Raw genomic sequence first — 23,772 nt, 5'->3', positions numbered from 1 at the left:
CCCTATGCGGAGCGAGCCCGTCGGCGCAGCACGACCTACCCACCTGGCGGAACGCGTCCGGCTCCGCGGCGGTCCAGACCGGGATCAATCGCCCGTGGGCGGCACCGGCGTGGCGTAGACGGGGTCAGGCACGTCCCGGATCGCGTCGACGTCGACGTGGTCGGCGCTCTCGACCGTCCCCTTGCCGCCGTTGTTGCGCACCTGCGCCATCGCGCCGCCGGGGATCTGCAGCGCGGGCGAGATGATGTCCGGGTCGCCGATCGCGACCCAGCGGTACGGGGCCGTCAGGGCCACCCCGTCGAGGACGATCGCCCCGCCGGTACCCGTGAACGCGCTGCTCGCGGTGACCCGCTGGTCGTTGAGCTGCACGGCCTCGGCGCCGGCGTTGCGGAGCTCCTCGAGCATGTTGAGCATCGTGATCGGCTTGATCAGCCCGTCGGGCTCCGTGAGCGTCACGATGACGCCGGGGCCTTCGGCCGGCAGGCGGCCCGTGAGGATGCCCTGAGTCTCGGCGCTGCGGCGCAGGGCGTCGAGCGCGGCCTGGCGGCGGTCCGAGCCCGACAGCAGGTCGTCCCGCTCGCGCGCCAGGTCGGCCGCCTCCCGGGCCAGGGCGTCGCCGCGGTTCGTCGTCTCGTCGAGGATGCGGACGAGGTCGCCCTGGCGCATGCCCGCCAGGTCCGCGCCGCTGGACTGGCGCACCTGCGCGACGAGCGCGAAGCCCAGCACCGCGCAGAGCACGCCGGCCAGCACCTGGGCGCGCGTCAGGCGCGGCTGCAGGGCGCGGCCGAGCACCGCCCAGCCGCTGCGCTCGGTGGCGTCCGCCGTGGGTTCCGAGGGGGGTTCGTCGGTGACCGGGGCATCCACGGGTGCCGACGCGAGGTCGTCGGCCGCGACGACCTGCTCGGCAGGTGCGTCGTCGTCGCTGTCCGTGACGACGGGCGGCAGGCTCGCGGGCTCGTCCTCCGGCACGACCGGGTGCAGGCTCAGGGGCTCGTCGTCGGGCACGACCGGGGGCAGGCTCAGCGGTTCGTCGGCGGGAGCGACCGGCGGCGGGTTCGAGGACTCGTCGTCGGGCACGACCGGCGGCAGGCTCAGCGCGTCGTCGGCCGGGCCGTGCGGCTGCACGTCCCGGTCGTCCCGATCCTCCTGCGACGGGGTCACGGTCATGCCTTGAAGAGGTGGCGACGGATCGACGCGGCGTTGGAGAAGATCCGGATACCCAGGACGACGACGACGGCGGTCGACAGCTGCGTGCCCACCCCGAGCTGGTCGCCCAGGAACACGATCAGCGCCGCGACCACGACGTTGGACAGGAACGAGATGAGGAAGACGCGGTCGTCGAAGATGCCGTCGAGCATCGCGCGCAGGCCGCCGAACAGCGCGTCGAGCGCCGCCACGACCGCGATGGGCAGGTAGGGCTGGAGCTCGACAGGGACGGTGGGCTGCAGGAGCAGGCCGCCGACGACCCCCACGAGCAGACCGATGAGCGCGATCACGTGCCGTCCCTCCCTGTCGGAATTGCAGACCCTGCCACATCGCTCTCGTCCGGTGCACCCTGCTCCGCTCCGGGCGTGGGTGTCGCGTCCGGGACCTGAGCGTCATGCAGCGTGACGAGGCCCGTGCCCGGCAGGGAGAGCGAGCTCTGCGACGTGAGCTGGACCCCGATGCCGAACGTCGACCGCAGCGTCGCCAGGTGCTGCCCCGCGCTTGCCCGGGCGAGCGCCGTCTGCATGCCGACGGCGTCGCCGATGGCCTCGACGGTGTACGGGCTGCTCAGGGCCACGAGGTCGACGAGGACGGCGTCGCCGGCGCTGCGGATCGCCGTCATCGCCGTCAGCCGTTCCCCGTTGACCGCGACGGCCTCGGCGCCCGCGGCCCACAGCCCGTTCACGACGACCTGCAGGTCGACGTCCTGGACGCGGAGCTCGGGGTCCTCGGTGTCGGGGTCGTCCGACGGCGCGTCCGTGAGGACCAGCCGCAGGCCGGGTCCGGTCACGGCCACGACCCCGGAGTGCACGGAGTCGGCCTCGACCTGGTCCCGCAGCGACTGGCCCTCGTCGCCGAGCAGGTCCGCCTGGAGCGTGGCGATCTGCGTCGTCATGGCGGCGATGTCCGACTGCGTGGCGTCGGCCTCGACGCTGCGCTGCTCGATCTGCTTCTCCAGCAGGGAACGCGCCGCCTGCACCGAGCCCGCCGGCTGGCGCAGGGCGAGGGTGGCGGCGGTCGCGCCCAGGCCCAGGGCCATGGCGAGCACGACCAGTCCCGCGGTGGACCGGCCCGTCCGGCGCGGGGCGGTTCCGGCCGCACGGCGCGCCGCGGCCTCCGCGTAGCCGGGGTCGAGCGGGCGCCGGTAGAACTCGGTGATCAGCGTCATCGAGGCGTCGGGCGACCGCGGCGGACCGGCGCTCCCGTGCCGCGTGCTCATGCGGATCCGCGGGCGTCACGCAGCAGGCGGCGCGCCTGGGCGAGGTACAGGACGGCGGAGAACCAGTAGAGCGCCACGCCCCACAGCGCGAACGCCCACCCGACCACCCCGGCCACCGTGCCCACCCACGAGCTCCACTGCGCGAGCAGGAGCAGGGGGAAGGCGTAGAGCAGGGCGAAGGTGCCGGCCTTGCCGGCCAGGTGCACCGGCAGCGGCGCGTACCCGGCGCGGGCGAGCACCACGAGCATCACGGCGAGCACGACGTCGCGCAGCACCAGGACCGCGAGCAGCCACCACGGCACGACGTCGCGCCAGGCCAGGGCGACGAGGGTGACGATGATGAAGAGACGGTCCGCCGCGGGGTCGAGCATCTGCCCGAGCTTCGAGACCTGACCGAGCCGTCGGGCGAGGACGCCGTCCAGCCAGTCGCTGGCACCGGAGACGGCGAGCACCACCACGGCCCATCCGTCGTGCCCCTGGACGATGAGCAGGGCGAAGACCGGGACCAGCAGGAGTCGCACCATGCTGATCACGTTGGGGACCGTCAGCACGCGCGAGGAGACGACGTCGTTGCTCGCCACTGCCTCCCCCGTCGCCGTCCCGTCCTGGCGGCGTCGATCCTATGCGGCCCGCGGGGGGCTCCAGGACGACGGCGCGCAGACCCCCGGTCCGGGTGCGAGAGTTCTGGGATGGTGCACCGCAACGACCCCGACGTGATCACCCGGCTCCTGAGCACCCCCGGCCGGTGGGCCGTGGTCGGGCTCTCGACCAACAGTGCGCGCGCCGCGTACGGCGTCGCCCGGTACGTACAGTCGATCGGGCACACGATCGTCCCCGTCCACCCGCACGCCGAGACGGTGCACGGCGCCCCGGGCGTCGCCACGCTGGCGGACGTCGACGGGCCGGTCGACGTGGTGGACGTGTTCGTGAACAGCGACCTCGCCGGCGACGTCGTCGACCAGGCGATCGCCGTCGGCGCCCGCGCGGTGTGGCTGCAGCTCGGCGTCGTCGACGAGGCCGCGGCGGACCGGGCGCGCGCCGCCGGGCTCGACGTGGTGATGGATGCCTGCCCGGCGATCGAGGGTCCGCGCCGCGGTCTGTGACCCTGTGCGCGACGTCACCTGCACCCTGCCTGCCGCGCGAGGCGCCCACCCGGTAGACTCATCCACGAATCTGGAGTTCGTCGCGTCCCCCTTCGAGGCGTCGCCACCACCGCTGAGCCGGTCGGGGCCCGCCTCGCGTCGTGTGGTCTAGGCATCGCGTGAGCGGTTGCCACTGGGTGGTCCGGGGCTGCGACCCGCTGTTCGCCGACCTGGTGCACGGTTCAGGGCTCCGCCCCGCGATGATCGGTTCCCTCATTTCATGAGTTCTGTTGCGCCCTCTTCCATGCCCGAGAACGGCACCTTCGACGAGCTGGGCCTGCCCCCGGCCCTCCAGGCCGCGATCGCGGACCTCGGTTTCACCACCCCGTCCGCCATCCAGGCGCAGGCCGTCCCCGCCCTGCTGAGCGGCCGCGACATCGTCGGCGTCGCGCAGACCGGTACCGGCAAGACCGCCGCGTTCGGGCTGCCGCTGCTGGCCGCGATCGACTACGACATCCCCGCCGTCCAGGCGGTCGTGCTGACCCCGACGCGTGAGCTCGCGATGCAGGTGGCCGACGCCATCCAGTCGTTCGCCACGCACCTGCCCGGGCTCAACGTCCTCGCGGTCTACGGCGGTTCGCCGTTCCTGCCGCAGCAGCGCGCGCTGTCCCGCGGCGCCCAGGTCGTCGTCGGCACCCCCGGCCGCGTGCTCGACCACCTCGACCGTCGCACGCTGAAGATGGACCAGGTCCGCTTCCTCGTGCTCGACGAGGCCGACGAGATGCTGCGCATGGGCTTCGCCGAGGACGTCGACAAGGTCCTGTCCGCCGCGCCGCGCGAGCGTCAGGTCGCCCTGTTCTCCGCGACGATGCCGCCGCAGATCCGCCGGGTCGCCGAGCAGCACCTGAACCACCCGGTCGAGATCACGGTCTCGCGCCAGGCGTCCACCGTGACGAGCGTGCGCCAGACGTACGCCGTCGTCCCGCACCGCCACAAGACCGGTGCGCTCGCCCGCGTGCTCGCCGTGTCGCCGGCCGAGGCCGCCATCGTGTTCGTGCGCACCCGCGGTGCGGCCGAGGAGGTCGGCAGCGCGCTGATCGAGCGCGGCATCTCCGCCGCGTACATCTCCGGCGACGTCGCCCAGACCGAGCGCGAGAAGATCGTCGACCGGCTGCGAACCGGCGCGCTCGACGTGCTGGTCGCCACCGACGTGGCCGCCCGTGGCCTCGACGTGGACCGCATCGGCCTCGTCGTGAACTTCGACGTGCCGCGCGAGCCCGAGACCTACGTGCACCGCATCGGCCGCACCGGTCGCGCCGGCCGCGAGGGCGAGGCGCTGTCGTTCGTCACGCCCGCCGAGCAGTCGCGTCTGCGCCAGATCGAGCGGACCACGCGGCAGTCCCTGCTGCAGGTCGAGATCCCCTCGCCCGCCGAGGTCTCCGCGCACCGCGTGCAGGCGCTGCTCGCACGGACGGGTGCGCGGGCCGAGCTCGGTCGCCTGGACCTGTACCGCGAGGCCATCGCCGTGCACCTGGCCCAGAACCCCGACGTCGACCCGGTCGACCTGCTCGCCGTCGTCACCGCGCTCGCGGTCGGCGACGAGGGTCCCGTGGCCGTCCAGGGCGACGACCTCGACGACGCGCTCTCCCGCGCCCACCTCACCGGCGGCAACGCTCGCGAGCGTGACGGCGAGCGCGGCTACGACCGTCCCGAGCGGGGCGAGCGTCGCCGGGCCGACACGCACATCGCCGGGGGCTCGCCGCGCTGGCGCGTCGCTGTCGGTCACCGTGACGGCCTCCAGCCGGGTGCCCTCGTGGGCGCGCTCACCGGTGAGGGCGGCCTGACCGGCAAGGATGTCGGCAAGATCGACATCTTCGGCAGCTTCGCGCTGGTCGACATCCCGGCCGGCCTGTCCGCCGACGTGATCGACCGCCTCGCCCGCACGCGCGTCGCCGGTCGCCCGCTGCGCATCCGCCTCGACTCGGGCCCGCGCCCGGGCCACGGCGCCTCGCGCCCGACGCACGGCCCGGCCCGCGGCCGCAGCTGATCGCACGACACCGCCCCTGTCTCCCCTCCGGGAGGCAGGGGCGTCGTGCTACCTGAGCACCGACCCGGGGCGCGGCTCCGGCCGCCCGGGTCGCGACGCCCCGCGCAGCAGCGTGATGTCCGCCTCGCGCAGCACCTCGCCGACGTCCCGGAAGCCCCGGATGCTGCCGAGCACCCCGACGGCGACGCGCGAGCCCAGCTCCTGGCGCACCTGGTCCAGCAGCGACGACAGCCGCGCCGGCAGCCCGCCGGGACCGACGTCGTCGAGGAGCACCACGAAGTCGTCCTCGGCGATCCGAGCCGGGGTGTCCCCCTCCCGCAGCGACCGACGCAGCCGGCGGACCAGCTCGCGGTGCAGGTCGAGCCGGGCGTCGGCGTCCCCGTCGAGCCGGTCCTGGCCCGGGAGCGTCGGTCCGTCGAGCACGCGCACGAGGGCGAGAGCGCAGTCGTAGCCGGGCGACCGGCGCGTCCGGAGCACGGCGGCGCCGAGGCGGTCGAGGAACAGCAGGCGGTTCACCAGCCCGGTCTCGGGGTCGCGCAGGGCGTCGCGCTGGAGGGCGATCTCGGCCTCCTTGCGCTCGGTCACGTCCACCAGCGCCCCCACCAGCCGGGCCGGGCAGCCGGCGTCGTCCAGCACCGTGACCGCGCGGCACAGCATCCAGCGGTAGTCCCCCGAGGACGTCCGGACGCGGTGCTCCAGCTCCAGCGGTGAGCCGGCTCCGGCCAGCTGCGAGGCGATCGACGCCGAGAGCTCGTCCCGGTCCGCCGGGTGCACGCGCTCGAGCCACTCGCCCGGCGAGTCTCCGATGACGTCGTCGGCGTAGCCGAGGGTCTGCTTCCAGCGGGGCGAGTAGTAGACGGTCCCGGCCGACACGTCCCAGTCCCAGGTGCCGTCGTGGGCGGCCATCGACGCGAGGGCATAGCGCTCCTCGCTGGCCCGGACCGTGTCCGCCAGCGACCGCTCCCGGGCGGCGGCCTGCTCGAGCGCCCGCCGCTGCTCGCGCAGGTTGGCCAGCAGCCGTTCCTGGTCGAGGGCGACCGCGAGCAGCGCGGCCCAGTGGTTGAACCGGTCGCGCGCGCTGGTGGCCCTCGTCTCGACCGTGCCGTCGATCGCGAGCAGGCCCCAGTCACTGCCCCCGAACGTCACCGGGACGACGAACGTCAGCTCGTTGGACCCGATCGTGCCGGCGCGGGTCAGGGCGGTCGGCGGGAACTGGCTGGCGGTCGTGCGGACACCGACCAGCCGGGACAGGGTGCCCGACGTGTCGTGCACGCCGACGAGCTCCATCTCGCGGTCCCCCGGTCCGCGGTCCGCACCGAGCCAGAGCCCGAGGCAGGCGTGCCCGCGGACCCCCCGCGGCAGCCACCCGAGGGCGCGCGGGCTGGCGCCGTCCCCGCGCAGGAGGTCCATGTCGACCTCGTACTGGTCGACGATCGTGCGCTCCAGCTGCCCGCTGCGCGCGAGCATCGACCGCGTGCAGCCCTTGGTCACCGCCAGCAGCACCTCGGTGACCGCCCGCCGGACGGCGGGCTCGTGCTGCGGGCGCGAGAGCGCTTCCACTACGTCTGACTCGACAGCCCGGAGACAGGTCACCAGCTGTTCCAGCGCCTCCGGGTGCGGCTGCATCGCGGCCGTCAGGTCGGCCAGCCGACCCAGCGTCGCGGGGCCCGGTGCGGTCCCCCGCTCGGCCGCGGTCTCGACCGGCTCGACCACCGCGTGCCACCACGCCTCCCGCGGCGCCGCGCCGGTGCGGCGCACCCCGCCGACTCCCGACGGCCCCACGAACGCGGACTCCGCCAGCGCACGGAGCACCTGGTAGCCGCCGCGCCCGCCTGACGACCCCGCGTCCGGAGCTGCCTGGCCAGCATCCGTGCACCCGCAGGACTCCCGCAGGACGAGCGTCGACGGCGCCCGGTACTCGCCTCCGGGCACCTCCTCGCCGCGCATCCGGGAGAGCAGCAGGGAGACGGCCGTCTCGCCGACGCGGTCGTAGTGCGCGTCGACGGTGGACAGGCGTGGGGTCACGCGCGCTCCGGAGTCGGCGTGGTCGAAGCCGATGACGGCCTGGTCGCGGGGCAGCACGAGGCCGGCGGCGCGCAGGGCACGCTGGAAGCCGATCGCGTTCCGGTCCGTCGCCGCGACGACCGCCGTGGTCGGCGTGCCGAGCGTGAGCATGCGCGCGGCCGCATCGGCGCCGCCCTGCTCGTGGTTGTCGGACGCCTCGAAGATCCAGGCGTCGGGGGCCTCGATGCCGTGCTCCGCGAGCGTCGAGCGGTAGGCGGCGAACCGCTCCCGCATGTCGCGCTGCGTCAGGCAGCCGACGAACCCGATGGCCGTGTGCCCGTGCCCGAGCAGGTGCTCGACGGCCGCCTTGACGCCACCGAGGTTGTCCGGGAGCACGACCGCGTCGTCGGCGGACTGCGGCTCCTCGCTCACCAGGACGACCGGGAGGCCCCACTGCTGCACCGAGGCGAGCCGGTCGCTGCGCAGCGCCTTGCCGACGACGACCAGCCCGTCGACGGCGCCGAGCGCTACCGGTGCGTCGAGGATGGACTCGTCGGGGTACCGCTCGCGGTCCAGGCCGGCGGGGTACGTCTGCACCGCCACCACGCGGTGCCCGGCGGCCCGCGCGGCCCGTGCGACCCCGGCGATCAGGGCCCCGAAGTAGAACCCGCCGACCACCGGCGAGAGCACGCCGATCGTCCGCCGTGCCGTCGGCGAGACCGGTCCGCGCCGCACTGTTCCCATGACCCCACATCCCTCGCCCACGTCGTCGGAGCCGAGATGATGCATTTCACCCGCATCGGGCGACACACTAGGTGATCGTGGTCACACCTGCATATGACTCCGGAGCACCCGGCTCTTCCGCGTCGCCCCCGACGCCGAGCTCCGGGCCGTCCTCCCCCGCCCCTGCGCCGGCCCCGGCGCGCCGCCCGACGATCACCGACGTGGCGCGTGCCGCGGGCGTCTCGATCGCCGTCGTCTCGTACGCGCTGAACGGTCGGCCGGGGGTGTCGGCCGCGACGCGCGAGCGGGTCCTGCGGGTCGCCGACGAGTTCGGCTGGCGCCCGAGCGCGGCGGCGCGCTCGATGCGGACGGGTCCGCGGGCGGTCGGCCTGGTGTTCGACCGCGGAGTCGCGGGGCCGGTCGCCCAGGCCACCGGCGTGCTCGAGTTCGTCATCGCTCTGCAGGAGGTCCTGGCCACCCGGAACCTCGCGCTCGTGCTGCAGATCGTCGACGGGCCCGAGGCAGCCGTGGCGCTCTACGGCGAGTGGTGGGCCGAGCGCCGCTTCGACGTCATGGTCGTCACCGACGTGCTCACCGAGGACCCACGGATCGACGCGCTGCGCCGCCTGCGCGCGCCGGCCGTCGTCGTCGGTGCAGGTCAGGGCGATATCGACCTCGCGACCGTGAGTCTCGACGACGCCGAGGCGTTCGTCCGGGTGGGCCGCTACCTGCTCGAGCTGGGGCACCGGCACGTGGCTCTGGTGAGCGGTCCGAAGCAGCTGGTGCGGACGCGCGCGAGGCTCAGCGCGCTCTCGGCGGCGCTCGACGCGGCCAGCGGTGTGCTCGTGCACGAGGCCACGGGGGGCACGGCCGAGGAGGCCGCGGTGGCCACCCGGAGGCTCCTGACGGGAGGTCGCGCACCGACGGCGATCGTCTACGACTCGGACCAGATGGCGGTCGCTGCGCTCGACGTCGCACGCCGGACGGGGCTCGCCGTGCCGTGGGACCTCTCCATCGTCGCCGGCTCGGACTCGGCTCTGTGCCGGCTGGCGACGCCCTCCATCACGACCCTCCCCTCGGCCCAGAGGGACCTCGGGACGGCCACCGGCGAGGCGGTCCTGGCGGTCATCGACGGGGACCTCCGGGCCCGTCGGGACCTCCGGATCGGGGGCCTCGCGGTGCGGGGCAGCACCGGTCCCCGGTCAAGATGAGAACGCTCTCATGCGAGTCACAGTTTGATAACGCGAAGAGCCTAAACGTTTTGCCCCGTGCCGCCCGGAAAATCCCCGTGGTGGTCTAGCGAACCAGTCGCCGTGGACTTCCCCGGGCGACCTGCGCCCGGACGGGACGGCCGGCCGGGCGCGCCGAACGACCACCCGGAGGACCACGTGTCCACACACGGCAAGAGAGCGGTCAGGCAGCGCGTGCGCGCCGCCGCGACCGCAGCGGCAGCGATGGCGCTGATGGCGGCACCGCTGTGCATCACCACGAGTGCGAGCGCCGCCGAGGCGCACGTCGACAACCCCTACGCCGGCGCCACCCAGTACGTGAACCCGACCTGGGCAGCGTCGGTTGAGAGCGCTGCCACACGCGCCGGCGACGCCACGCTGGCCGCGAAGATGCACACGGTGGCCAAGCAGCCCACCGCGGTCTGGATGGACCGGATCAGCGCGATCACCGGCAACGCCGACGGCAGCGGGCTGAAGTTCCACCTCGACAACGCCCTGGCGCAGAAGGGGTCCGGCCCCATCGTCGTCAACCTGGTCATCTACGACCTGCCCGGCCGCGACTGCTACGCCCTGGCGTCCAACGGCGAGCTCCCCGCCACCGACGCGGGGCTCGCGCGGTACAAGACCGAGTACATCGACGCGATCGCCGCTCTGCTCAGCGACGCCAAGTACGCCAACCTGCGGATCTCGGCGACGATCGAGCCCGACTCGCTGCCCAACCTGGTGACCAACAGCTCCGAGGCGCTCTGCCAGCAGGCCGCTCCCTACTACCGGGCCGGCGTGAAGTACGCGCTGGACAAGCTGCACGCGATCCCGAACGTCTACACGTACATCGACATCGGCCACTCGGGCTGGCTCGGCTGGGACAGCAACGCCGGTCCCGCCGCGACGCTCTTCGCGGACGTGGCCAAGTCCACGACCGCCGGGTTCGCGTCGGTCGACGGGTTCATCAGCGACGTCGCCAACACGACCCCGCTCAACGAGCCCTTCCTCACCGACGGGGCCGCGTCGCTCAACAACACGCCGATCCGCTCGAGCGGCTTCTACGAGTGGAACTACGACTTCGACGAGGCCGACTTCACGGCGCACATGTACCGGCTGCTCACCGCCGCGGGCTTCCCGTCCACGCTCGGCATGGTGGTCGACACGTCGCGCAACGGGTGGGGCGGTGCGGCCCGGCCGACCGCCGTGTCCACGAGCACGGACCTCAACACCTACGTGAACCAGTCGCGCGTCGACCGCCGCGTGCACCGCGGCGCCTGGTGCAACCCGGAGGGCGCCGGCATCGGCGAGCTCCCGCAGGCCACGCCGTCCGGCTACGCCGCCTCGCACCTCGACGCGTTCGTGTGGATCAAGCCCCCGGGTGAGTCCGACGGTGCGTCGACGGACATCCCGAACGACCAGGGCAAGAAGTTCGACCGCATGTGCGACCCGACCTTCGTCTCGCCCAAGCTCAAGGACCAGCTGACCGGCGCCACGCCGGGCGCCCCGCTCGCGGGCCAGTGGTTCGAGGCCCAGTTCAAGACGCTGGTCACCAACGCCTACCCGGTGATCGCCGGCGGCACCACTCCCCCGCCCGACACGACGGCGCCCTCGGCCCCGACCGGTCTGACGGCGGGCACGGCGACCTCGACGAGCGTCCCGCTGTCGTGGACCGCCTCGACCGACAACGTGGCCGTGACCGGCTACGACGTCTACCGCGGCACCACGCTGGTGGGGTCGTCCACCTCCACGAGCTACACCGTGACCGGCCTCACCGCCTCGACGGCGTACTCGTTCACCGTCAAGGCCAAGGACGCGGCGGGCAACGTCTCGGCCGCCTCCGCGGCGGTCTCCGCGACCACGGCGTCCGGCACGGTCACCGACACGACGGCTCCCTCGGTGCCGACGGGTCTGGCTGCCGGCACCACGACGACCACCACGGTCCCGCTGACGTGGAACGCGTCGACGGACAACACCGGCGGCACGGGCGTCGCGGGCTACGAGGTCTACCGCGGCACCACGCTCGTCGCCACGACCACCTCGACGAGCTACACCGTGACCGGCCTGACGGCCGCGACCGCGTACTCGTTCACGGTCAAGGCCAAGGACCTGGCGGGCAACGTCTCGGCGGCCTCGGCAGCCGTGTCGGCGACCACCAAGACGGCGACGACCACGGACACGACGGCGCCCTCGGCACCGACGGGTCTCGCGGCCGGCACCACCACCACCAGCACCGTCCCGCTGACCTGGACCGCGTCGACCGACAACGTCGGCGTCACCGGGTACGACGTGTACAGCGGGAGCACGCTGGTCGGCTCGTCCACCACGACGAGCTTCACGGTCACCGGCCTCGCGGCCGGCACGGCCTACTCGTTCACGATCAAGGCCAAGGACGCGGCGGGCAACGTCTCCGCGGCGTCGTCGGCGGCCTCGGCCACCACGAAGACGGCCACGACCACGAGCAGCTGCTCGGTCAAGTACACCGCGAACAGCTGGAACACCGGGTTCACCGGCTCGATCAGGCTGACGAACACGGGGACCTCGGCGATCAACGGCTGGACCCTCGGCTTCTCGTTCGCCAACGGTCAGGTCGTCACGCAGGGCTGGAGCGCCGACTGGGCGCAGTCCGGTGCGGCGGTCACGGCGAAGGGCCTGTCGTGGAACGCCACGCTGGCGCCCGGAGCCTCGACCGACATCGGGTTCAACGGCTCGCACACGGGCACGAACAACGCGCCCACCGCCTTCACGCTGAACGGTGCGACCTGCACCGTCGTCGCGTGATCTAGCGGGAGCACGACCGCAGCGGGGGTCCTCCCACGGGAGGGCCCCCGTTCGGTCGTCAGGCCGTCAGGAGACCGCGTCCGCCACGGCAGCGACCAGCTCGTCGACGTCCGCCTCGGTGGTGTCGAACGAGCACATCAGCCGGACCTCGCCGGTCTCGACGATCCAGTCGTAGAAGCGCCAGCGGCGGCGCAGCACGTCGGCGACGCCCGCGGGGAAGATCACGAAGATGCCGTTGGCCTGCGTCGGGCGCGTGACCTGCACGCCCGGCAGCCCCTCGATGCCCGCCCGGAGCCGGGTCGCCATCGCGTTGGCGTGGCGGGCGGACCGCAGCCACAGGTCGCCCTCGTAGAGCGCGACCAGCTGGGCGGACACGAAGCGCATCTTCGACGCGAGCTGCATGTCCATCTTGCGCAGGTAGGTCAGCCCGCCGTCCGCCGCGGGATCCAGCACGACGACGGCCTCGCCGTACAGCAGCCCGTTCTTGGTGCCGCCCAGCGACAGCAGGTCCACGCCCGCGTCGGTGGTGAACGCGCGCAGCGGCACGTCGAGGCTGGCGGCCGCGTTGGAGATCCGGGCGCCGTCGAGGTGGAGCCTCAGCCCCAGCCCGTGCGCCTGGTCGGCCAGGGCGCGGACCTCGTCGGGCGTATACAGCGTGCCCAGCTCGGTGGACTGCGTGATCGAGACGACGCCCGGCTGCGCGCGGTGCTCGTCGCCGAAGCCCCACGCCTGGGTCGCGACGAGGTCCGGGGTGAGCTTGCCGTCGGGCGTCGGGACCGTGAGCAGCTTGAGGCCGCCCATCCGCTCGGGCGCGCCGTTCTCGTCGGTGTGGATGTGGGCCGTCTCGGCGCAGACCACGGCACCCCAGCGCGGCAGCACGGACTGCAGCGACAGGACGTTGGCGCCGGTGCCGTTGAAGACCGGGAACGCGGTCGCCTGGTCGCCGAAGTGCTGCGCGACGACCTCCTGGAGCCTCGCGGTGTAGACGTCCTCGCCGTACGCGGTCTGGTGGCCGCCGTTGGCCTCGGCGATCGCGGCGAGCACCTCGGGGTGCACCCCCGCGTAGTTGTCGGAGGCGAAGTCGCGGCGGTCGGCGTCATGCAGTCGGGTCACGGGGAGCAGTCTCTCCCGAGCGGCGACGCCGCTGCACATGCACTCCCGGCGTGCCGTGCGGCATGATCCGAGCAGCGCGAGGAGGTGGACGGTGACCCAGCCCGACGTGTCGCCCGACGACGGCAGGACCGAGACGTCCAACGAGCGCGCGGACCGCAACTGGACCGAGCTGCTGCAGGAGCTGCGCGTCACGCAGACGGGCACGCAGATCCTCACCGGCTTCCTGCTGACCATCCCGTTCCAGCAGCGGTTCGCCGACCTCGACGACTACCAGACCGACCTCTATCTCGTGCTGGTGGTCCTGGCCGTGCTCGCGACCGCCCTGTTCGTGGCTCCGGTGAGCCTGCACCGTGTGCTCTTCGGCCGTCGGCTCAAGCCGGAGCTGGTCACCGCGGGGGGCACGTTCGCGCGCGCCGGCCTGCTGGTCCTGGCGCTCGTCATGGCGGGCAGCGCGATGCTGATCTTCGACATCGTCGTGTCGCGCGGCGCCGGCCGCACGGTCGGGATCCTGTCGCTCGTGCTCCTGGGAACGTCCTGGTGGCTGCTCCCCCGGCTCATCGCACGGCGCGCGCCGGAGTAGAGGTCAGGACGCCGCGGCAGCCCGGCAGGTCGCGCAGGTGCCGACGAGCTCGATGGTGTGGTCGACGTCGTCGAACCCGTGCGCGGCACCCACCTGGGCGGCCCACGCCTCGGCCTGCCCGGCCTCGATCTCGACCGTCCGGCCGCAGGACCGGCACACGAGGTGGTGGTGGTGGCTGCGCTGCTCGCAGCGGCGGTACACGGACTCGCCGTCCTCCGTGCGCAGCACGTCGACGTCGCCGTGCTCCGACAGGAGCTGGACCGCGCGGTACACGGTGGCGAGACCGACGCTGGAGCCGCGGGCCCGGAGCATCTCGTGCAGCTGCTGAGCGCTGCGGAACTCGTCCACGTCCTCGAGCAGGTCGAGGATCTCGGCGCGCTGGCGCGTCTGCCGCGGCACGACCACCATCACGTCACCTCGCCTTCCTGAGATTGGTTCCCACTATAACGCGGCCGGGCCCCCGATCCCGAAGGATCGAGGGCCCGGCCGAGGTGCTGAGGTCAGCCCTGGACGGCGCGCTTGAGGGCGCTGCCGGCCGTGAGCTTCACGCGGTAGCCCGCGGGGATCTCGAGCTTCTCGCCCGTCTGGGGGTTGATGCCGGTGCGGGCACCGCGCTCGGCACGCGCGACGGCCAGGAAGCCGGGGATCGTGACGGCCTCGCCGGCGGCGAGGTTCTCGACGAGGACCTCCTGGAAGGCCTTGAGGGCCTTGTCCGCGTCGGTGTTGGTGAGGCCGGTCTTGGCCGCGACGGCCTGGACGAGCTCGGTGCGGTTCACGCTCACTGGATGTGCTCCTCTGTGTTCACTCGGGGCTTGCAGGCCCTGTTCGGGCCGTGTTCCCGGGCGCGCGGATGACCGCGGCAACCGGGGACGATCGGCTGACACTAACCCGTGGACCCCGTGGATCCGTGCATCGGGCGTGTCGCGTCACCTGTGAGTACGCGCCAGGAGGTCCTCGACAGGCAGCGTCGTGATGACCCGCGCGGGATCCAGGTCGTGCTGAGCGGCCCGCGCGCAGCCGGCCATGAGCCAGTCCAGCTGGCCCGGTGCGTGGGAGTCCGTGTCGATGGAGAAGTCGCAGCCCGCCTCGATCGCGACCGCCAGGAGCTCGTGCGGCGGGTCGAGGCGGTCGGGCCGGCAGTTGATCTCCACGGCGACGCCGTGCTCGGCGCAGGCGTCGAACACGGCGCGCGCGTCGAACTCGCTCTGCGGCCGGCTCTTGCCCTTGATCTGCCGTCCCGTGCAGTGGCCCAGGACGTCCGTGCGCGGGTTGCTCACCGCGGCGATCATCCGGCGGGTCATCGGGCCGGACTCCATGCGGAGCTTCGAGTGCACCGACGCCACGACGACGTCGAGCTGGTGCAGGAGGTCGGGGTCCTGGTCCAGGCCACCGTCGTCGAGGATGTCGCACTCGATCCCCGTGAGCACGCGGAACGGGCCGACGGCACGGTTGAGGGCCGCCACCTGGTCGAGCTGGGCGCGCAGGCGCGAGGCCGACAGGCCGTTGGCGACGGTCAGCCGGGGCGAGTGGTCGGTGATCGCGAGGTACTCGTGGCCCAGCTCGAGCGCGGCGAGCACCATCTCCTGGATGGGCGTCGCCCCGTCGGACGCCTCGGTGTGCGAGTGCAGGTCGCCGCGCAGGGCCTCGCGCAGGGCGAGCGCCCTCGGGTCGGCCGTGGCCGTCAGGGACGCCGCGTACTCCGCCTCGAGGGTGTCCAGGTACTCGACCGGCTTGCCGCGCAGCACGTGGGCCACGACGTCGGCCGTCCGAGCGCCGACCGAGGGCAGGTCGGCGAGCGAGCCGGACGCCGCCAGGGCCACGAGCCGGTCGGCGTCCTGCCGCTCGACGCTGACCGCCGCCTTGCGGAAGGCCTCGCTGCGGTACGGGCTCGCCTGCGCGCGCTCCAGCAGGAAGGCGATGCGGCGCAGCGCGGCGACCGACTCGGCCTGCTTGTCGGCCGCCCCGCTCACGACGCCTTGCGGCGCGACTTGCGCGGGGTCGGCTCGTCCTCGTCGGACTTCGGCTTCTTCGCCTTGGCCTTGGGCTTGTCCTCGTCGTCGGACGCCGGGGCCTCGCCGCGAGAGCTGCGGGCCTTCTCGACGCTGCGCTGCAACGCGGCCAGCAGGTCGACGACGTCGCCGCCGTCGGCACCGGCCTCCTCGCCGGGCGGCACCGGGACGGTGCGGGTGCTGCCGGAGGAGACCTTGGCCTCGATCAGCTGCTCGAGCGCGCCGGCGTAGCGGTCCTCGTACTGCGAGGGGTCGAAGTCCGCTGCGAGCGACTCGACCAGCGAGGCCGCCATCGCCAGCTCCTGCGGTCGCACGGACACGTCGTCGTCCAGGACCGGGAAGTCGGCCGCCCGGACCTCGTCGGGCCACAGCAGCGTCTGCATCACGATCACGTTGTCCCGCACGCGCAGGATCGCCATCGACTCGCGCTGGCGCAGGGCCACCTTGACGACGGCCACGCGGTCCGCCTGCTCGAGCGCCCCGCGCAGGAGGGCGTACGGCTTGGCCGCGGTCTTCTCCGGCTCCAGGTAGTACGTCTTCTGCAGCAGGATCGGGTCGACCTGGTCCACCGGGACGAACTCGAGCACCTCGATCTCGCGCTCGGTCGACAGGGGCAGCGAGGCGAAGTCCTCGTCGGTGAGCACGACCAGCTCGCCGTCGTCGGTCTCGTAGCCCTTGGCGATGTCCGACATCTCGACCGGCTCGTTGTCGATGCTGCAGAACTTGCGGTACCGGATCCGGCCGCCGTCCTCCTTGTGCACCTGGTGCAGGGTCACCTCGTGCTCGCCCGTCGCGGAGTACAGCCGCACCGGCACGTTGACCAGCCCGAAGGCGACCGCGCCCTTCCAGATCGCTCGCATGGCCGTGACCTCCGTGGTCGTTGGTGGGCGTGTCGACTCCCGGCCGCGCCCCGCGCGACCTTCTCTGGGCAGGATGGACCCGTGGAGCCCATGCTCGCCACCCCTGCGACCGGTCCGGCGGAGCTCCCGCGCGGGCCCGAGTGGGCGTTCGAGGTGAAGTGGGACGGCGTCCGGGCGCTCGCGGACACCACGTCGGGCCGGCTGCGCCTCTGGAGCCGCAACGAGCGCGAGATCACCCCGGCCTACCCGGAGCTGTCCGGCCTGGCGGACGTGCAGGGCGCGATCCTGGACGGCGAGATCGTCCTGATGGCCGACGGGATCCCGTCGTTCAGCGCGCTGGCCGAGCGGATGCACGTCCGCGACCCGCGGCGCGCCGAGTCCCTCGCGGCCCAGCGACCGGTGACGTTCCTGGTGTTCGACGTGCTGCGGCTGTACGGCGTCGACCTCACGCGCAGCCCGTACGACGAGCGGCGCGAGACCCTGGCCCGCCTCGAGCTGCCCGCCCGCGTCGAGCTCTCCCCGATCTACCCCGACGGGGCGGAGCTGTGGGAGGTGACGAGGTCGCTCGGCCTGGAGGGGGTCGTCGCCAAGCGCCGCTCGTCCGCGTACCAGCCGGGGCGTCGGTCGCCCGACTGGGTCAAGGCACCGCACCGGCACACGCGGGCCGCGATCGTCGGCGGGTGGCGCGAGGAGACGACGGGGTCCGGGCGGCTCGGCGCGGTGCTGTTCGGCGCCCCCGACGCCAGCGGCGCCCTGCGCTACCTCGGTCGCGCGGGCAGCGGTCTGACCGGCAAGCGGGCCGCGGACCTGCAGCGGCGGCTCGTCCCGCGTGCCGGCTCCCCGTTCGACGACGAGGTGCCGCCGATCGACGCGCGCGGCACCCACTGGGTCGAGCCGACGGTCGTCGTCGACACCCTCTACCTCACCCGCACGCCCACCGGACGGCTGCGCCAGCCGGTGGTCCGGGGTGTGCGCACCGACACCGACGCGGACCCGTGGGAGCAGCCATGACACCCGAACGGCAGATGGTCGACGTCGAGGGCCGGCAGGTCCGGGTCAGCCACCTGGAGAAGGTGATGTACCCGACGACCGGGCTCACCAAGGCCGAGGTCATGAACTACCTCGTGCAGGTGGCCCCCGCGCTCCTCGGGCAGCTGCGCGACCGGCCCGTCACGCGGATCCGGTGGCCCGACGGCGTCGCCGGCGAGAAGTTCTTCGAGAAGAACACGCCGCGCGGTGCGCCCGAGTGGGTGCGTCGGCAGACCTTGCGGGCGGCGCCGGGGTCCGACGACGAGGGCGCGGAGCTGGAGCTCCCGTTCCTGGACGACCTCGCGGGGCTGGTGTGGGCGGCGAACCAGGGCGCGCTCGAGCTGCACACGCCGCAGTGGCGGGTCGGTCCGCGAGGCAAGGTGCACAGGCCCGACCGGTTGGTGGTCGACCTGGACCCCGGCGCGCCCGCGGGACTGACCGAGTGCGCGGCCGTGGCGCACCTCGTCGCAGACCGGCTGCGCGAGGACGGGCTGGACGTCACGGTGCCGGTCACATCCGGCAGCAAGGGGATGCAGCTGTACGCGCCGCTGCCGGGCACGCAGAGCGTGATGGAGGTCCGGCAGTACGCGCGCGACGTCGCCTACGAGATCGCCGCGGCACACCCCGGCCAGGTGGTGGCGATCATGAAGAAGGACCTGCGAGGCGGCAAGGTGCTCATCGACTGGTCACAGAACCACCCCGCGAAGACGACGATCACGCCGTACTCGCTGCGGGGGCGGGACGTTCCGCACGTGGCCGCGCCGCGCTGGTGGGACGAGATCGGCCCGGGACTGACACAGCTGGGCCCCGACGAGGTCGCGGCGCGTTACGCCGAGCGCGGAGATCCGTTCGCCTGAGCCCGTTCGGATGGCGGCCTGCGTCGACGTTTGGCAGCGTGGTCAGTAGCTCGGGAAGACACCCCGCGAACTGCACCGAAGGAGCCGTCATGGCGTTGCCCAAGTACACCGTCCCGTCCCTGACCCCGAAGGAGGGCGCGCAGGTAGCCGCTGTCCTGCAAGAGCGGCTGGACGCCCTCAACGACCTCGCGCTGACGCTCAAGCACATCCACTGGAACGTGGTCGGTCCGCACTTCATCGCGGTGCACGAGATGCTCGACCCGCAGGTCGACGCGGTCCGGCTCATGGTCGACGCCATCGCCGAGCGGATCGCCACGCTGGGCGTCGCGCCCGTCGGCACCCCCGGCGCGCTGGTGAAGAACCGCACGTGGGACGACTACTCGATCGGCCGCGACAGCGCGATCGCCCACCTCGGAGCGCTCGACGTGGTCTACGTGGGCGTCATCGAGGCGCACCGCAAGGCGGCCAAGGACGTCGAGGAGCTGGACGACGTCACCAACGACCTGCTCATCGGGCACCTGCACGAGCTGGAGCTCTTCCACTGGTTCGTCCGCGCCCACCTGGAGTCCGTCGGCGGTGCGCTCACGACCGGCCAGTCCGAGACCGAGAAGGCCTCTGCACGGAAGGCCGCCGCCAAGGACGTCGCGTGACGCCTCCCCCCAGCGCCCGGCCCGTCGTCGGCTCGTCCCGCGGCGGGCCGGTGCTCCGTTCGGCGCGTCCGGCGGGACCGACGTCGGCGATCCCGCGCAGCCACCTCGCCGCCCGCCTCGAGGACGGGTTCGACCGCGCCGTCGCCCGCGGCCTGCGGCGACGCGGATGGACCGTCCGCATCGAGCCGTACGCGGGGTACGGCGCGCCCGGGTGGGTGCGCGTGCTGGCCCGCACGGTGCTCGCGGCACCGCACGTCGGGGACGACGACCTTCCCGGTGCCGGGTCGGACGCCCAGGTCGGCGCCCGGTCGGCCAGCGCCGTGCGCGGCTGGCGCAGCTTCGCGACCGCTCAGGTGTCCGGCGCCGAGCTCGAGGTCCAGGTCGGGGACCGGACCCACCGCGTGGTGACCGACCGCGGCGGCTACGTGGACGCCGTCCTGGCCGCCGACCTCACGCCCGGCTGGCACGACGTCCGGCTCACCACGACCGACGGCAGGGTCGCGCTCGCCCCGGTGCACGTGATCGGGCCGGGGAGCCGGTTCGGCATCGTCAGCGACATCGACGACACCGTCATGGTCACCCGTCTGCCCCGGCCCCTCGTGGCCGCGTGGAACGTGCTGATGCGGCACGAGAACGCCCGCGAGCCCGTGCAAGGGATGGCACGCCTGTACAGCGAGCTGCGCGCCGGCGGGCAGGAGGTCCCGGTCGTCTACCTGTCGACGGGCGCCTGGAACGCGGCGCCGGCGATCGCCCGGTTCCTGCGCCGGTGGCGCTACCCGGCCGGCCCGCTGCTGCTGACGGACTGGGGTCCGACGAACAGCGGCTGGTTCCGCAGCGGCCCCGCGCACAAGGTCGCCCAGCTGCGGCGGCTCTTCGAGGAGCTGCCGGACGTCCGCTGGATGCTGGTGGGCGACGACGGTCAGCGCGACCCGCAGATCTACGCGGGAGCGGCCCAGCGCTTCCCGGACCACGTGCAGGCGATCCTGATCCGGCAGCTGACCTTCAGCGAGCACGTGCTGGCGCACGGCGTCCCGGCGCCGACCACGGAGGCCGTGCGCGCGGAGCAGGCCGCGGCGCGCCGGCCTGACGGCGTCCCGGTCATCCAGGGAGCCGACGGTCAGACGCTCCTGCAGGGTGTGTGGGAGCGCGGGGTCCGGCTGGGCTAGAGACGCTCGGGGTCGTCCCACTCGTCGCTGCTGGCGATGGCCTCGTCGTCGGCCTCGAGCTCGACGGCGTGGAGGGACCGCGGGGCGCGGTCGGGGTTGCCACCGGATCGTGCGTCGGCAGCATCGAGCTCCGCCTGGGCGTGCTCGCGGTCGGCGAGGTGCTCGGCGGCAGGGTCGGACGTCAGGTCGCGGTTGCGGCTCATGCTCCGGTTCTACCGCTCGCCGACCCCCTGTGCACGCGGCGACCAGCACCTGGTCCGGTCCGTCCCGAGACGGACTAAACGATTCGCGACCTGCTGCGGCTGCGGAACGCGTCGATACGGTCGCGGCGGCCGTCGCCCCGCGGTGGCCCTCTGGGTCCCCGGGCAAGTCCGCCCGGCGCCCTCCCGCCCTCACGAAGGAGTGCCGCGGATGCCCGCCCCCTCGCTCGTACCCCGCACCCCGGCCCGGCTCGCGGCCGTCGCCGCCGCGAGCGCCCTGGTCGCCGGCGCGTTCGTCGCCGTCGCCACCCAGGAACCCGCGCACGCCGCGACGACCCCGTACACGTGGGGCAATGTCGAGGTGGTCGGCGGTGGGTTCGTCCCCGGCATCGTCTACAACCAGTCGGAGAAGGGGCTCGTGTACGCCCGGACCGACATCGGCGGCGCCTACCGCCTCGACCAGACGACCAAGCGGTGGGTTCCGCTGCTCGACAGCATCGGCTGGTCCGACTGGGGGCACAACGGTGTCCTGTCGCTGGCCACCGACCCGGTGAACCCGAACAAGGTGTTCGTCGCGACGGGCATGTACACCAACGGCTGGGACCCGAACAACGGCGCGATCCTGCGCTCGTCCGACCGCGGTGCCACGTGGGCGACGACCGCCCTGCCGTTCAAGGTCGGCGGCAACATGCCCGGCCGCGGCATGGGCGAGCGCCTGCAGGTGGACCCCAACGACGACCGCGTCCTGTACTTCGGGACCGAGGGCGGCAACGGCCTGTGGCGGAGCACCGACTCGGGTGTCACGTGGGCGAAGGTCTCGAGCTTCACCAACGTGGGCACCTACGTGCAGGACCCCAGCGACGTCAACGGGTACCTGACCACCAACCAGGGTGTCGTGTGGGTCACGTTCGACCCGACCAGCGGCACCAAGGGCTCCCCCACCAGGACGATCTACGTGGGCGTCGCCGACAAGGACGACACCGTCTACCGGTCGACCGACGCGGGGGCGACCTGGTCGCGGGTCGCCGGCCAGCCGACCGGGTTCATCGCGCACAAGGGCGTCTTCGACTCCGTCGGCAAGCAGCTCTACATCGCCACGAGCGACACGGGCGGTCCGTACGACGGCGGCCACGGCGACCTCTGGCGGCTCGACGCGGCGACCGGGGTCTGGACCCAGATCAGCCCCGTGCCCTCCAGCAGCAGCGACAACTACTTCGGGTACGGCGGCCTGACCATCGACCGCCAGCACCCGAACACGATCATGGCCGTCACGCAGATCTCGTGGTTCCCGGACATCCAGGTGTTCCGGTCCACCGACCGCGGCGCCACGTGGTCCCGGATCTGGGACTGGAACGGCTACCCGGACCGGACGCTGCGCTACTCCCTCGACATCTCGGGGGCGCCCTGGCTCGACTTCGGCAAGCAGGCCGCTCCCCCGGAACCGAGCCCGAAGCTGGGCTGGATGACCGAGTCGTTCGAGATCGACCCGTTCGACTCGAGCTCGTTCCTCTACGGCACGGGCGCGACGGTCTACGGCGGCTCCAACCTCACCGCGTGGGACACCGGCGGCAAGGTCGCCATCGGCGTGCGCGCGCAGGGGCTCGAGGAGACGGCCGTGCTCGACCTGGCCTCTCCCCCGGGCGCCACGCAGCTCATCTCCGGGCTCGGGGACATCGGCGGGTTCGTGCACAGCGACATCACGAAGGTCCCGCCGGCGTACTCGTCGACCGCGCCCGCCCTGGGCTCGATCACCGGCGTGGACTTCGCCGAGAAGACGCCCGCGACGATGGTCCGGGTGGGCAAGGGCGACGCCGGGGTGTCGCGGATCGGCATCTCGACGTCGGGCGGCAGCTCGTGGTGGGCCGGCCAGGAGCCCCCCGGCGTGACCGGTCCGGGCACGATCGCGATGGGTGCGGACGGCGGCCGCATCGTCTGGAGCACCGACGGCGGCGGCGTCTACACGTCCTCGACGCTGGGCTCGAGCTGGACGAGGTCGACGGGGGCACCCATCGGTGCGCGCGTCGAGTCGGACCGCGTCAACCCGCTGAAGTTCTACGCGTTCTCTGCCGGCACGTTCTGGACCTCGGTCGACGGCGGCGTGACGTTCACGGCGTCGAAGGCCACGGGTCTGCCCGCGGCGGGTCCCGCGCGCTTCTCCGCGGTCTTCGGCCGCGAGGGCGACGTCTGGCTCGCGGGCGGTGACGACAAGGGCGGCGCCTACGGCCTGTGGCACTCGACCGACTCGGGCGCGACGTTCACCAAGAACGCCGCGGTCGAGCAGGGCGACACCGTGGGGTTCGGCAAGGCAGCGCCCGGCGCGACCTACCCGGCGATCTACACGTCCTCGAAGATCGGCGGGGTGCGCGGCATCTTCCGCTCGATCGACGCCGGCGCCACCTGGGTCCGGATCAACGACGACCAGCACCAGTGGGGCTGGACCGGCGAGAACGTCATCGGTGACCCCGACGTGTACGGCCGGGTGTACGTCGCGACGAACGGCCGCGGCATCGTCGTCGGCAACCTGACGGGCACCGACCCCACGACGTCACCGACGCCGACGCCCACCCCGACGACCCCGAAGCCGACCGTCACGCCGACGCCGACGCCGACGGTCTCGCCGACCCCCAGCCCGACGCCGACGGTCAGCCCCACGCCGCCGGCGGCGGCCTGCACCGTGAGGTACACGACGTCGGACTGGAACACGGGCTTCACGGCGTCGGTCCGGATCACCAACGGCTCCTCGTCGGCGATCAGCGGCTGGAGGCTGGGCTTCGCGTTCGCCGACGGCCAGCAGGTGACCAACGGCTGGTCGGGCGTGTACGGCCAGACGGGCGCCGCCGTGACCGTGACCAACGCCGCCTGGAACGGCACGATCCCGGCGGGCGGGAGCGTCGACATCGGCTTCAACGGTTCCCACACCGGGACCAACACCAGGCCGAGCGCGTTCACGGTCAACGGGGCCGGCTGCGGCAACGGCTGAGCCGCCCCGAGGAGCCGCGGGGTGGGTGGCGCGTGACACGGACACGCCGCCCACC

21 protein-coding genes are annotated in these 23,772 nt (G+C 73.2%); 10 read left to right on the top strand and 11 right to left on the bottom strand.

The window, feature by feature from the left end:
• Positions 1 to 84: 84 nt before the first annotated feature.
• The 4 genes from AC1DWH_RS01450 to clsA are packed head-to-tail and all read right to left on the bottom strand — an operon-like array spanning position 85 to position 3,006.
• Positions 85 to 1,167: a DUF881 domain-containing protein gene (locus AC1DWH_RS01450; RefSeq protein WP_477092171.1), complete on the bottom strand. Its 1,083-nt coding sequence runs from the start codon at positions 1,165 to 1,167 to the stop codon at positions 85 to 87.
• Positions 1,164 to 1,496, bottom strand: a complete 333-nt coding sequence (locus AC1DWH_RS01445) for a small basic family protein (RefSeq protein WP_456845036.1) — start codon at positions 1,494 to 1,496, stop codon at positions 1,164 to 1,166. Before AC1DWH_RS01445 ends, AC1DWH_RS01450 begins: the two co-directional genes overlap by 4 nt.
• On the bottom strand, positions 1,493 to 2,425 hold the full coding sequence (locus tag AC1DWH_RS01440; protein WP_456845037.1) for a DUF881 domain-containing protein: 933 nt from the start codon (positions 2,423 to 2,425) through the stop codon (positions 1,493 to 1,495). Before AC1DWH_RS01440 ends, AC1DWH_RS01445 begins: the two co-directional genes overlap by 4 nt.
• Positions 2,422 to 3,006, bottom strand: coding sequence for a cardiolipin synthase ClsA (gene clsA, locus AC1DWH_RS01435; RefSeq protein WP_456845038.1), 585 nt, complete (start codon positions 3,004 to 3,006; stop codon positions 2,422 to 2,424). Before clsA ends, AC1DWH_RS01440 begins: the two co-directional genes overlap by 4 nt.
• A gap of 108 nt (positions 3,007 to 3,114) precedes the next feature.
• Here clsA and AC1DWH_RS01430 point away from each other — a divergent pair, with 108 nt between their 5' ends.
• Both AC1DWH_RS01430 and AC1DWH_RS01425 read left to right on the top strand, forming a co-directional pair.
• Positions 3,115 to 3,528 (top strand): CoA-binding protein, encoded by a 414-nt coding sequence (locus AC1DWH_RS01430; RefSeq protein ID WP_477092170.1) that lies wholly within the window; start codon positions 3,115 to 3,117, stop codon positions 3,526 to 3,528.
• Between the two features lie 283 nt (positions 3,529 to 3,811).
• Complete coding sequence (locus AC1DWH_RS01425) at positions 3,812 to 5,554, top strand: DEAD/DEAH box helicase (protein ID WP_456845040.1); 1,743 nt, start codon at positions 3,812 to 3,814, stop codon at positions 5,552 to 5,554.
• A gap of 48 nt (positions 5,555 to 5,602) precedes the next feature.
• Here AC1DWH_RS01425 and AC1DWH_RS01420 read toward each other — a convergent pair whose 3' ends face one another.
• Positions 5,603 to 8,302 carry a substrate-binding domain-containing protein gene (locus AC1DWH_RS01420; RefSeq protein WP_477092169.1) on the bottom strand — a complete coding sequence of 900 codons (2,700 nt, stop codon included), beginning with the start codon at positions 8,300 to 8,302 and terminating at the stop codon, positions 5,603 to 5,605.
• 200 nt (positions 8,303 to 8,502) lie between these two features.
• Here AC1DWH_RS01420 and AC1DWH_RS01415 point away from each other — a divergent pair, with 200 nt between their 5' ends.
• Both AC1DWH_RS01415 and AC1DWH_RS01410 read left to right on the top strand, forming a co-directional pair.
• The gene (locus AC1DWH_RS01415) at positions 8,503 to 9,492 is read left to right on the top strand and encodes a LacI family DNA-binding transcriptional regulator (protein ID WP_477092168.1); all 990 of its coding nucleotides are present in this window, start codon (positions 8,503 to 8,505) and stop codon (positions 9,490 to 9,492) included.
• A 177-nt stretch (positions 9,493 to 9,669) separates the two neighbouring features.
• On the top strand, positions 9,670 to 12,273 hold the full coding sequence (locus AC1DWH_RS01410; RefSeq protein WP_477092167.1) for a glycoside hydrolase family 6 protein: 2,604 nt from the start codon (positions 9,670 to 9,672) through the stop codon (positions 12,271 to 12,273).
• Between the two features lie 66 nt (positions 12,274 to 12,339).
• Here AC1DWH_RS01410 and AC1DWH_RS01405 read toward each other — a convergent pair whose 3' ends face one another.
• A complete protein-coding gene (locus AC1DWH_RS01405; RefSeq protein WP_477092166.1) occupies positions 12,340 to 13,386 on the bottom strand; it encodes a threonine aldolase family protein in 1,047 nt (348 codons plus the stop codon).
• A gap of 91 nt (positions 13,387 to 13,477) precedes the next feature.
• On the opposite strand from AC1DWH_RS01405, the gene AC1DWH_RS01400 reads away from it, so the two are divergent.
• The gene (locus AC1DWH_RS01400; RefSeq protein WP_477092165.1) at positions 13,478 to 13,966 is read left to right on the top strand and encodes a DUF6328 family protein; all 489 of its coding nucleotides are present in this window, start codon (positions 13,478 to 13,480) and stop codon (positions 13,964 to 13,966) included.
• A gap of 3 nt (positions 13,967 to 13,969) precedes the next feature.
• Here AC1DWH_RS01400 and AC1DWH_RS01395 read toward each other — a convergent pair whose 3' ends face one another.
• The 4 genes from AC1DWH_RS01395 to ku all read right to left on the bottom strand — a co-directional run bounded on the left by AC1DWH_RS01395 (position 13,970) and on the right by ku (position 16,835).
• Positions 13,970 to 14,374 (bottom strand): Fur family transcriptional regulator, encoded by a 405-nt coding sequence (locus AC1DWH_RS01395; RefSeq protein ID WP_456845046.1) that lies wholly within the window; start codon positions 14,372 to 14,374, stop codon positions 13,970 to 13,972.
• 92 nt (positions 14,375 to 14,466) lie between these two features.
• Positions 14,467 to 14,748 (bottom strand): HU family DNA-binding protein, encoded by a 282-nt coding sequence (locus tag AC1DWH_RS01390; protein ID WP_055914607.1) that lies wholly within the window; start codon positions 14,746 to 14,748, stop codon positions 14,467 to 14,469.
• A gap of 144 nt (positions 14,749 to 14,892) precedes the next feature.
• A complete protein-coding gene (locus tag AC1DWH_RS01385; protein ID WP_477092164.1) occupies positions 14,893 to 15,936 on the bottom strand; it encodes a PHP domain-containing protein in 1,044 nt (347 codons plus the stop codon).
• The gene (gene ku, locus AC1DWH_RS01380; RefSeq protein ID WP_477092163.1) at positions 15,933 to 16,835 is read right to left on the bottom strand and encodes a non-homologous end joining protein Ku; all 903 of its coding nucleotides are present in this window, start codon (positions 16,833 to 16,835) and stop codon (positions 15,933 to 15,935) included. The genes AC1DWH_RS01385 and ku overlap by 4 nt, the downstream gene beginning before the upstream one ends.
• Positions 16,836 to 16,925: 90 nt before the next feature.
• Between ku and ligD (AC1DWH_RS01375) the strand changes: the two genes are divergently transcribed.
• The 4 genes from ligD (AC1DWH_RS01375) (at position 16,926) to AC1DWH_RS01360 (ending at position 20,537) form a co-directional block, all read left to right on the top strand.
• Positions 16,926 to 17,846, top strand: coding sequence for a non-homologous end-joining DNA ligase (gene ligD / locus AC1DWH_RS01375; protein WP_477092720.1), 921 nt, complete (start codon positions 16,926 to 16,928; stop codon positions 17,844 to 17,846).
• Entirely contained in the window at positions 17,843 to 18,721 is an 879-nt protein-coding gene (ligD, locus tag AC1DWH_RS01370; protein WP_477092162.1) for a non-homologous end-joining DNA ligase, read from the top strand. The genes ligD (AC1DWH_RS01375) and ligD (AC1DWH_RS01370) overlap by 4 nt, the downstream gene beginning before the upstream one ends.
• A gap of 89 nt (positions 18,722 to 18,810) precedes the next feature.
• On the top strand, positions 18,811 to 19,371 hold the full coding sequence (locus AC1DWH_RS01365) for a Dps family protein (RefSeq protein WP_456847311.1): 561 nt from the start codon (positions 18,811 to 18,813) through the stop codon (positions 19,369 to 19,371).
• Positions 19,368 to 20,537, top strand: a complete 1,170-nt coding sequence (locus AC1DWH_RS01360) for an App1 family protein (protein ID WP_477092161.1) — start codon at positions 19,368 to 19,370, stop codon at positions 20,535 to 20,537. The genes AC1DWH_RS01365 and AC1DWH_RS01360 overlap by 4 nt, the downstream gene beginning before the upstream one ends.
• On the opposite strand, the gene AC1DWH_RS01355 is transcribed toward AC1DWH_RS01360, so the two are convergent.
• Positions 20,534 to 20,740, bottom strand: a complete 207-nt coding sequence (locus AC1DWH_RS01355; RefSeq protein WP_477092160.1) for a hypothetical protein — start codon at positions 20,738 to 20,740, stop codon at positions 20,534 to 20,536. The two genes, AC1DWH_RS01360 and AC1DWH_RS01355, sit on opposite strands and share 4 nt — an antisense overlap.
• Positions 20,741 to 20,948: 208 nt before the next feature.
• Here AC1DWH_RS01355 and AC1DWH_RS01350 point away from each other — a divergent pair, with 208 nt between their 5' ends.
• On the top strand, positions 20,949 to 23,717 hold the full coding sequence (locus AC1DWH_RS01350) for a cellulose binding domain-containing protein (protein ID WP_477092159.1): 2,769 nt from the start codon (positions 20,949 to 20,951) through the stop codon (positions 23,715 to 23,717).
• The last annotated feature ends 55 nt before the right edge of the window (positions 23,718 to 23,772 follow it).

Source organism: Cellulomonas sp. P2_F12 (assembly GCF_056403775.1).
This window is presented reverse-complemented; position numbering and strand designations above follow the sequence as displayed.

Excerpts from the sequence above, each read along its gene's own strand:
- AC1DWH_RS01450 (WP_477092171.1), bottom strand. The coding sequence starts at position 1,167 with ATGACCGTGACCCCGTCGCAGGAGGATCGGGACGACCGGGACGTGCAG.
- AC1DWH_RS01440 (WP_456845037.1), bottom strand. The coding sequence starts at position 2,425 with ATGAGCACGCGGCACGGGAGCGCCGGTCCGCCGCGGTCGCCCGACGCC.
- AC1DWH_RS01430 (WP_477092170.1), top strand. The coding sequence starts at position 3,115 with ATGGTGCACCGCAACGACCCCGACGTGATCACCCGGCTCCTGAGCACC.
- AC1DWH_RS01425 (WP_456845040.1), top strand. The coding sequence starts at position 3,812 with ATGCCCGAGAACGGCACCTTCGACGAGCTGGGCCTGCCCCCGGCCCTC.
- AC1DWH_RS01420 (WP_477092169.1), bottom strand. The coding sequence starts at position 8,302 with ATGGGAACAGTGCGGCGCGGACCGGTCTCGCCGACGGCACGGCGGACG.
- AC1DWH_RS01395 (WP_456845046.1), bottom strand. The coding sequence starts at position 14,374 with ATGGTGGTCGTGCCGCGGCAGACGCGCCAGCGCGCCGAGATCCTCGAC.
- ku (WP_477092163.1), bottom strand. The coding sequence starts at position 16,835 with ATGCGAGCGATCTGGAAGGGCGCGGTCGCCTTCGGGCTGGTCAACGTG.
- ligD (WP_477092720.1), top strand. The coding sequence starts at position 16,926 with ATGCTCGCCACCCCTGCGACCGGTCCGGCGGAGCTCCCGCGCGGGCCC.
- ligD (WP_477092162.1), top strand. The coding sequence starts at position 17,843 with ATGACACCCGAACGGCAGATGGTCGACGTCGAGGGCCGGCAGGTCCGG.
- AC1DWH_RS01365 (WP_456847311.1), top strand. The coding sequence starts at position 18,811 with ATGGCGTTGCCCAAGTACACCGTCCCGTCCCTGACCCCGAAGGAGGGC.
- AC1DWH_RS01355 (WP_477092160.1), bottom strand. The coding sequence starts at position 20,740 with ATGAGCCGCAACCGCGACCTGACGTCCGACCCTGCCGCCGAGCACCTC.
- AC1DWH_RS01350 (WP_477092159.1), top strand. The coding sequence starts at position 20,949 with ATGCCCGCCCCCTCGCTCGTACCCCGCACCCCGGCCCGGCTCGCGGCC.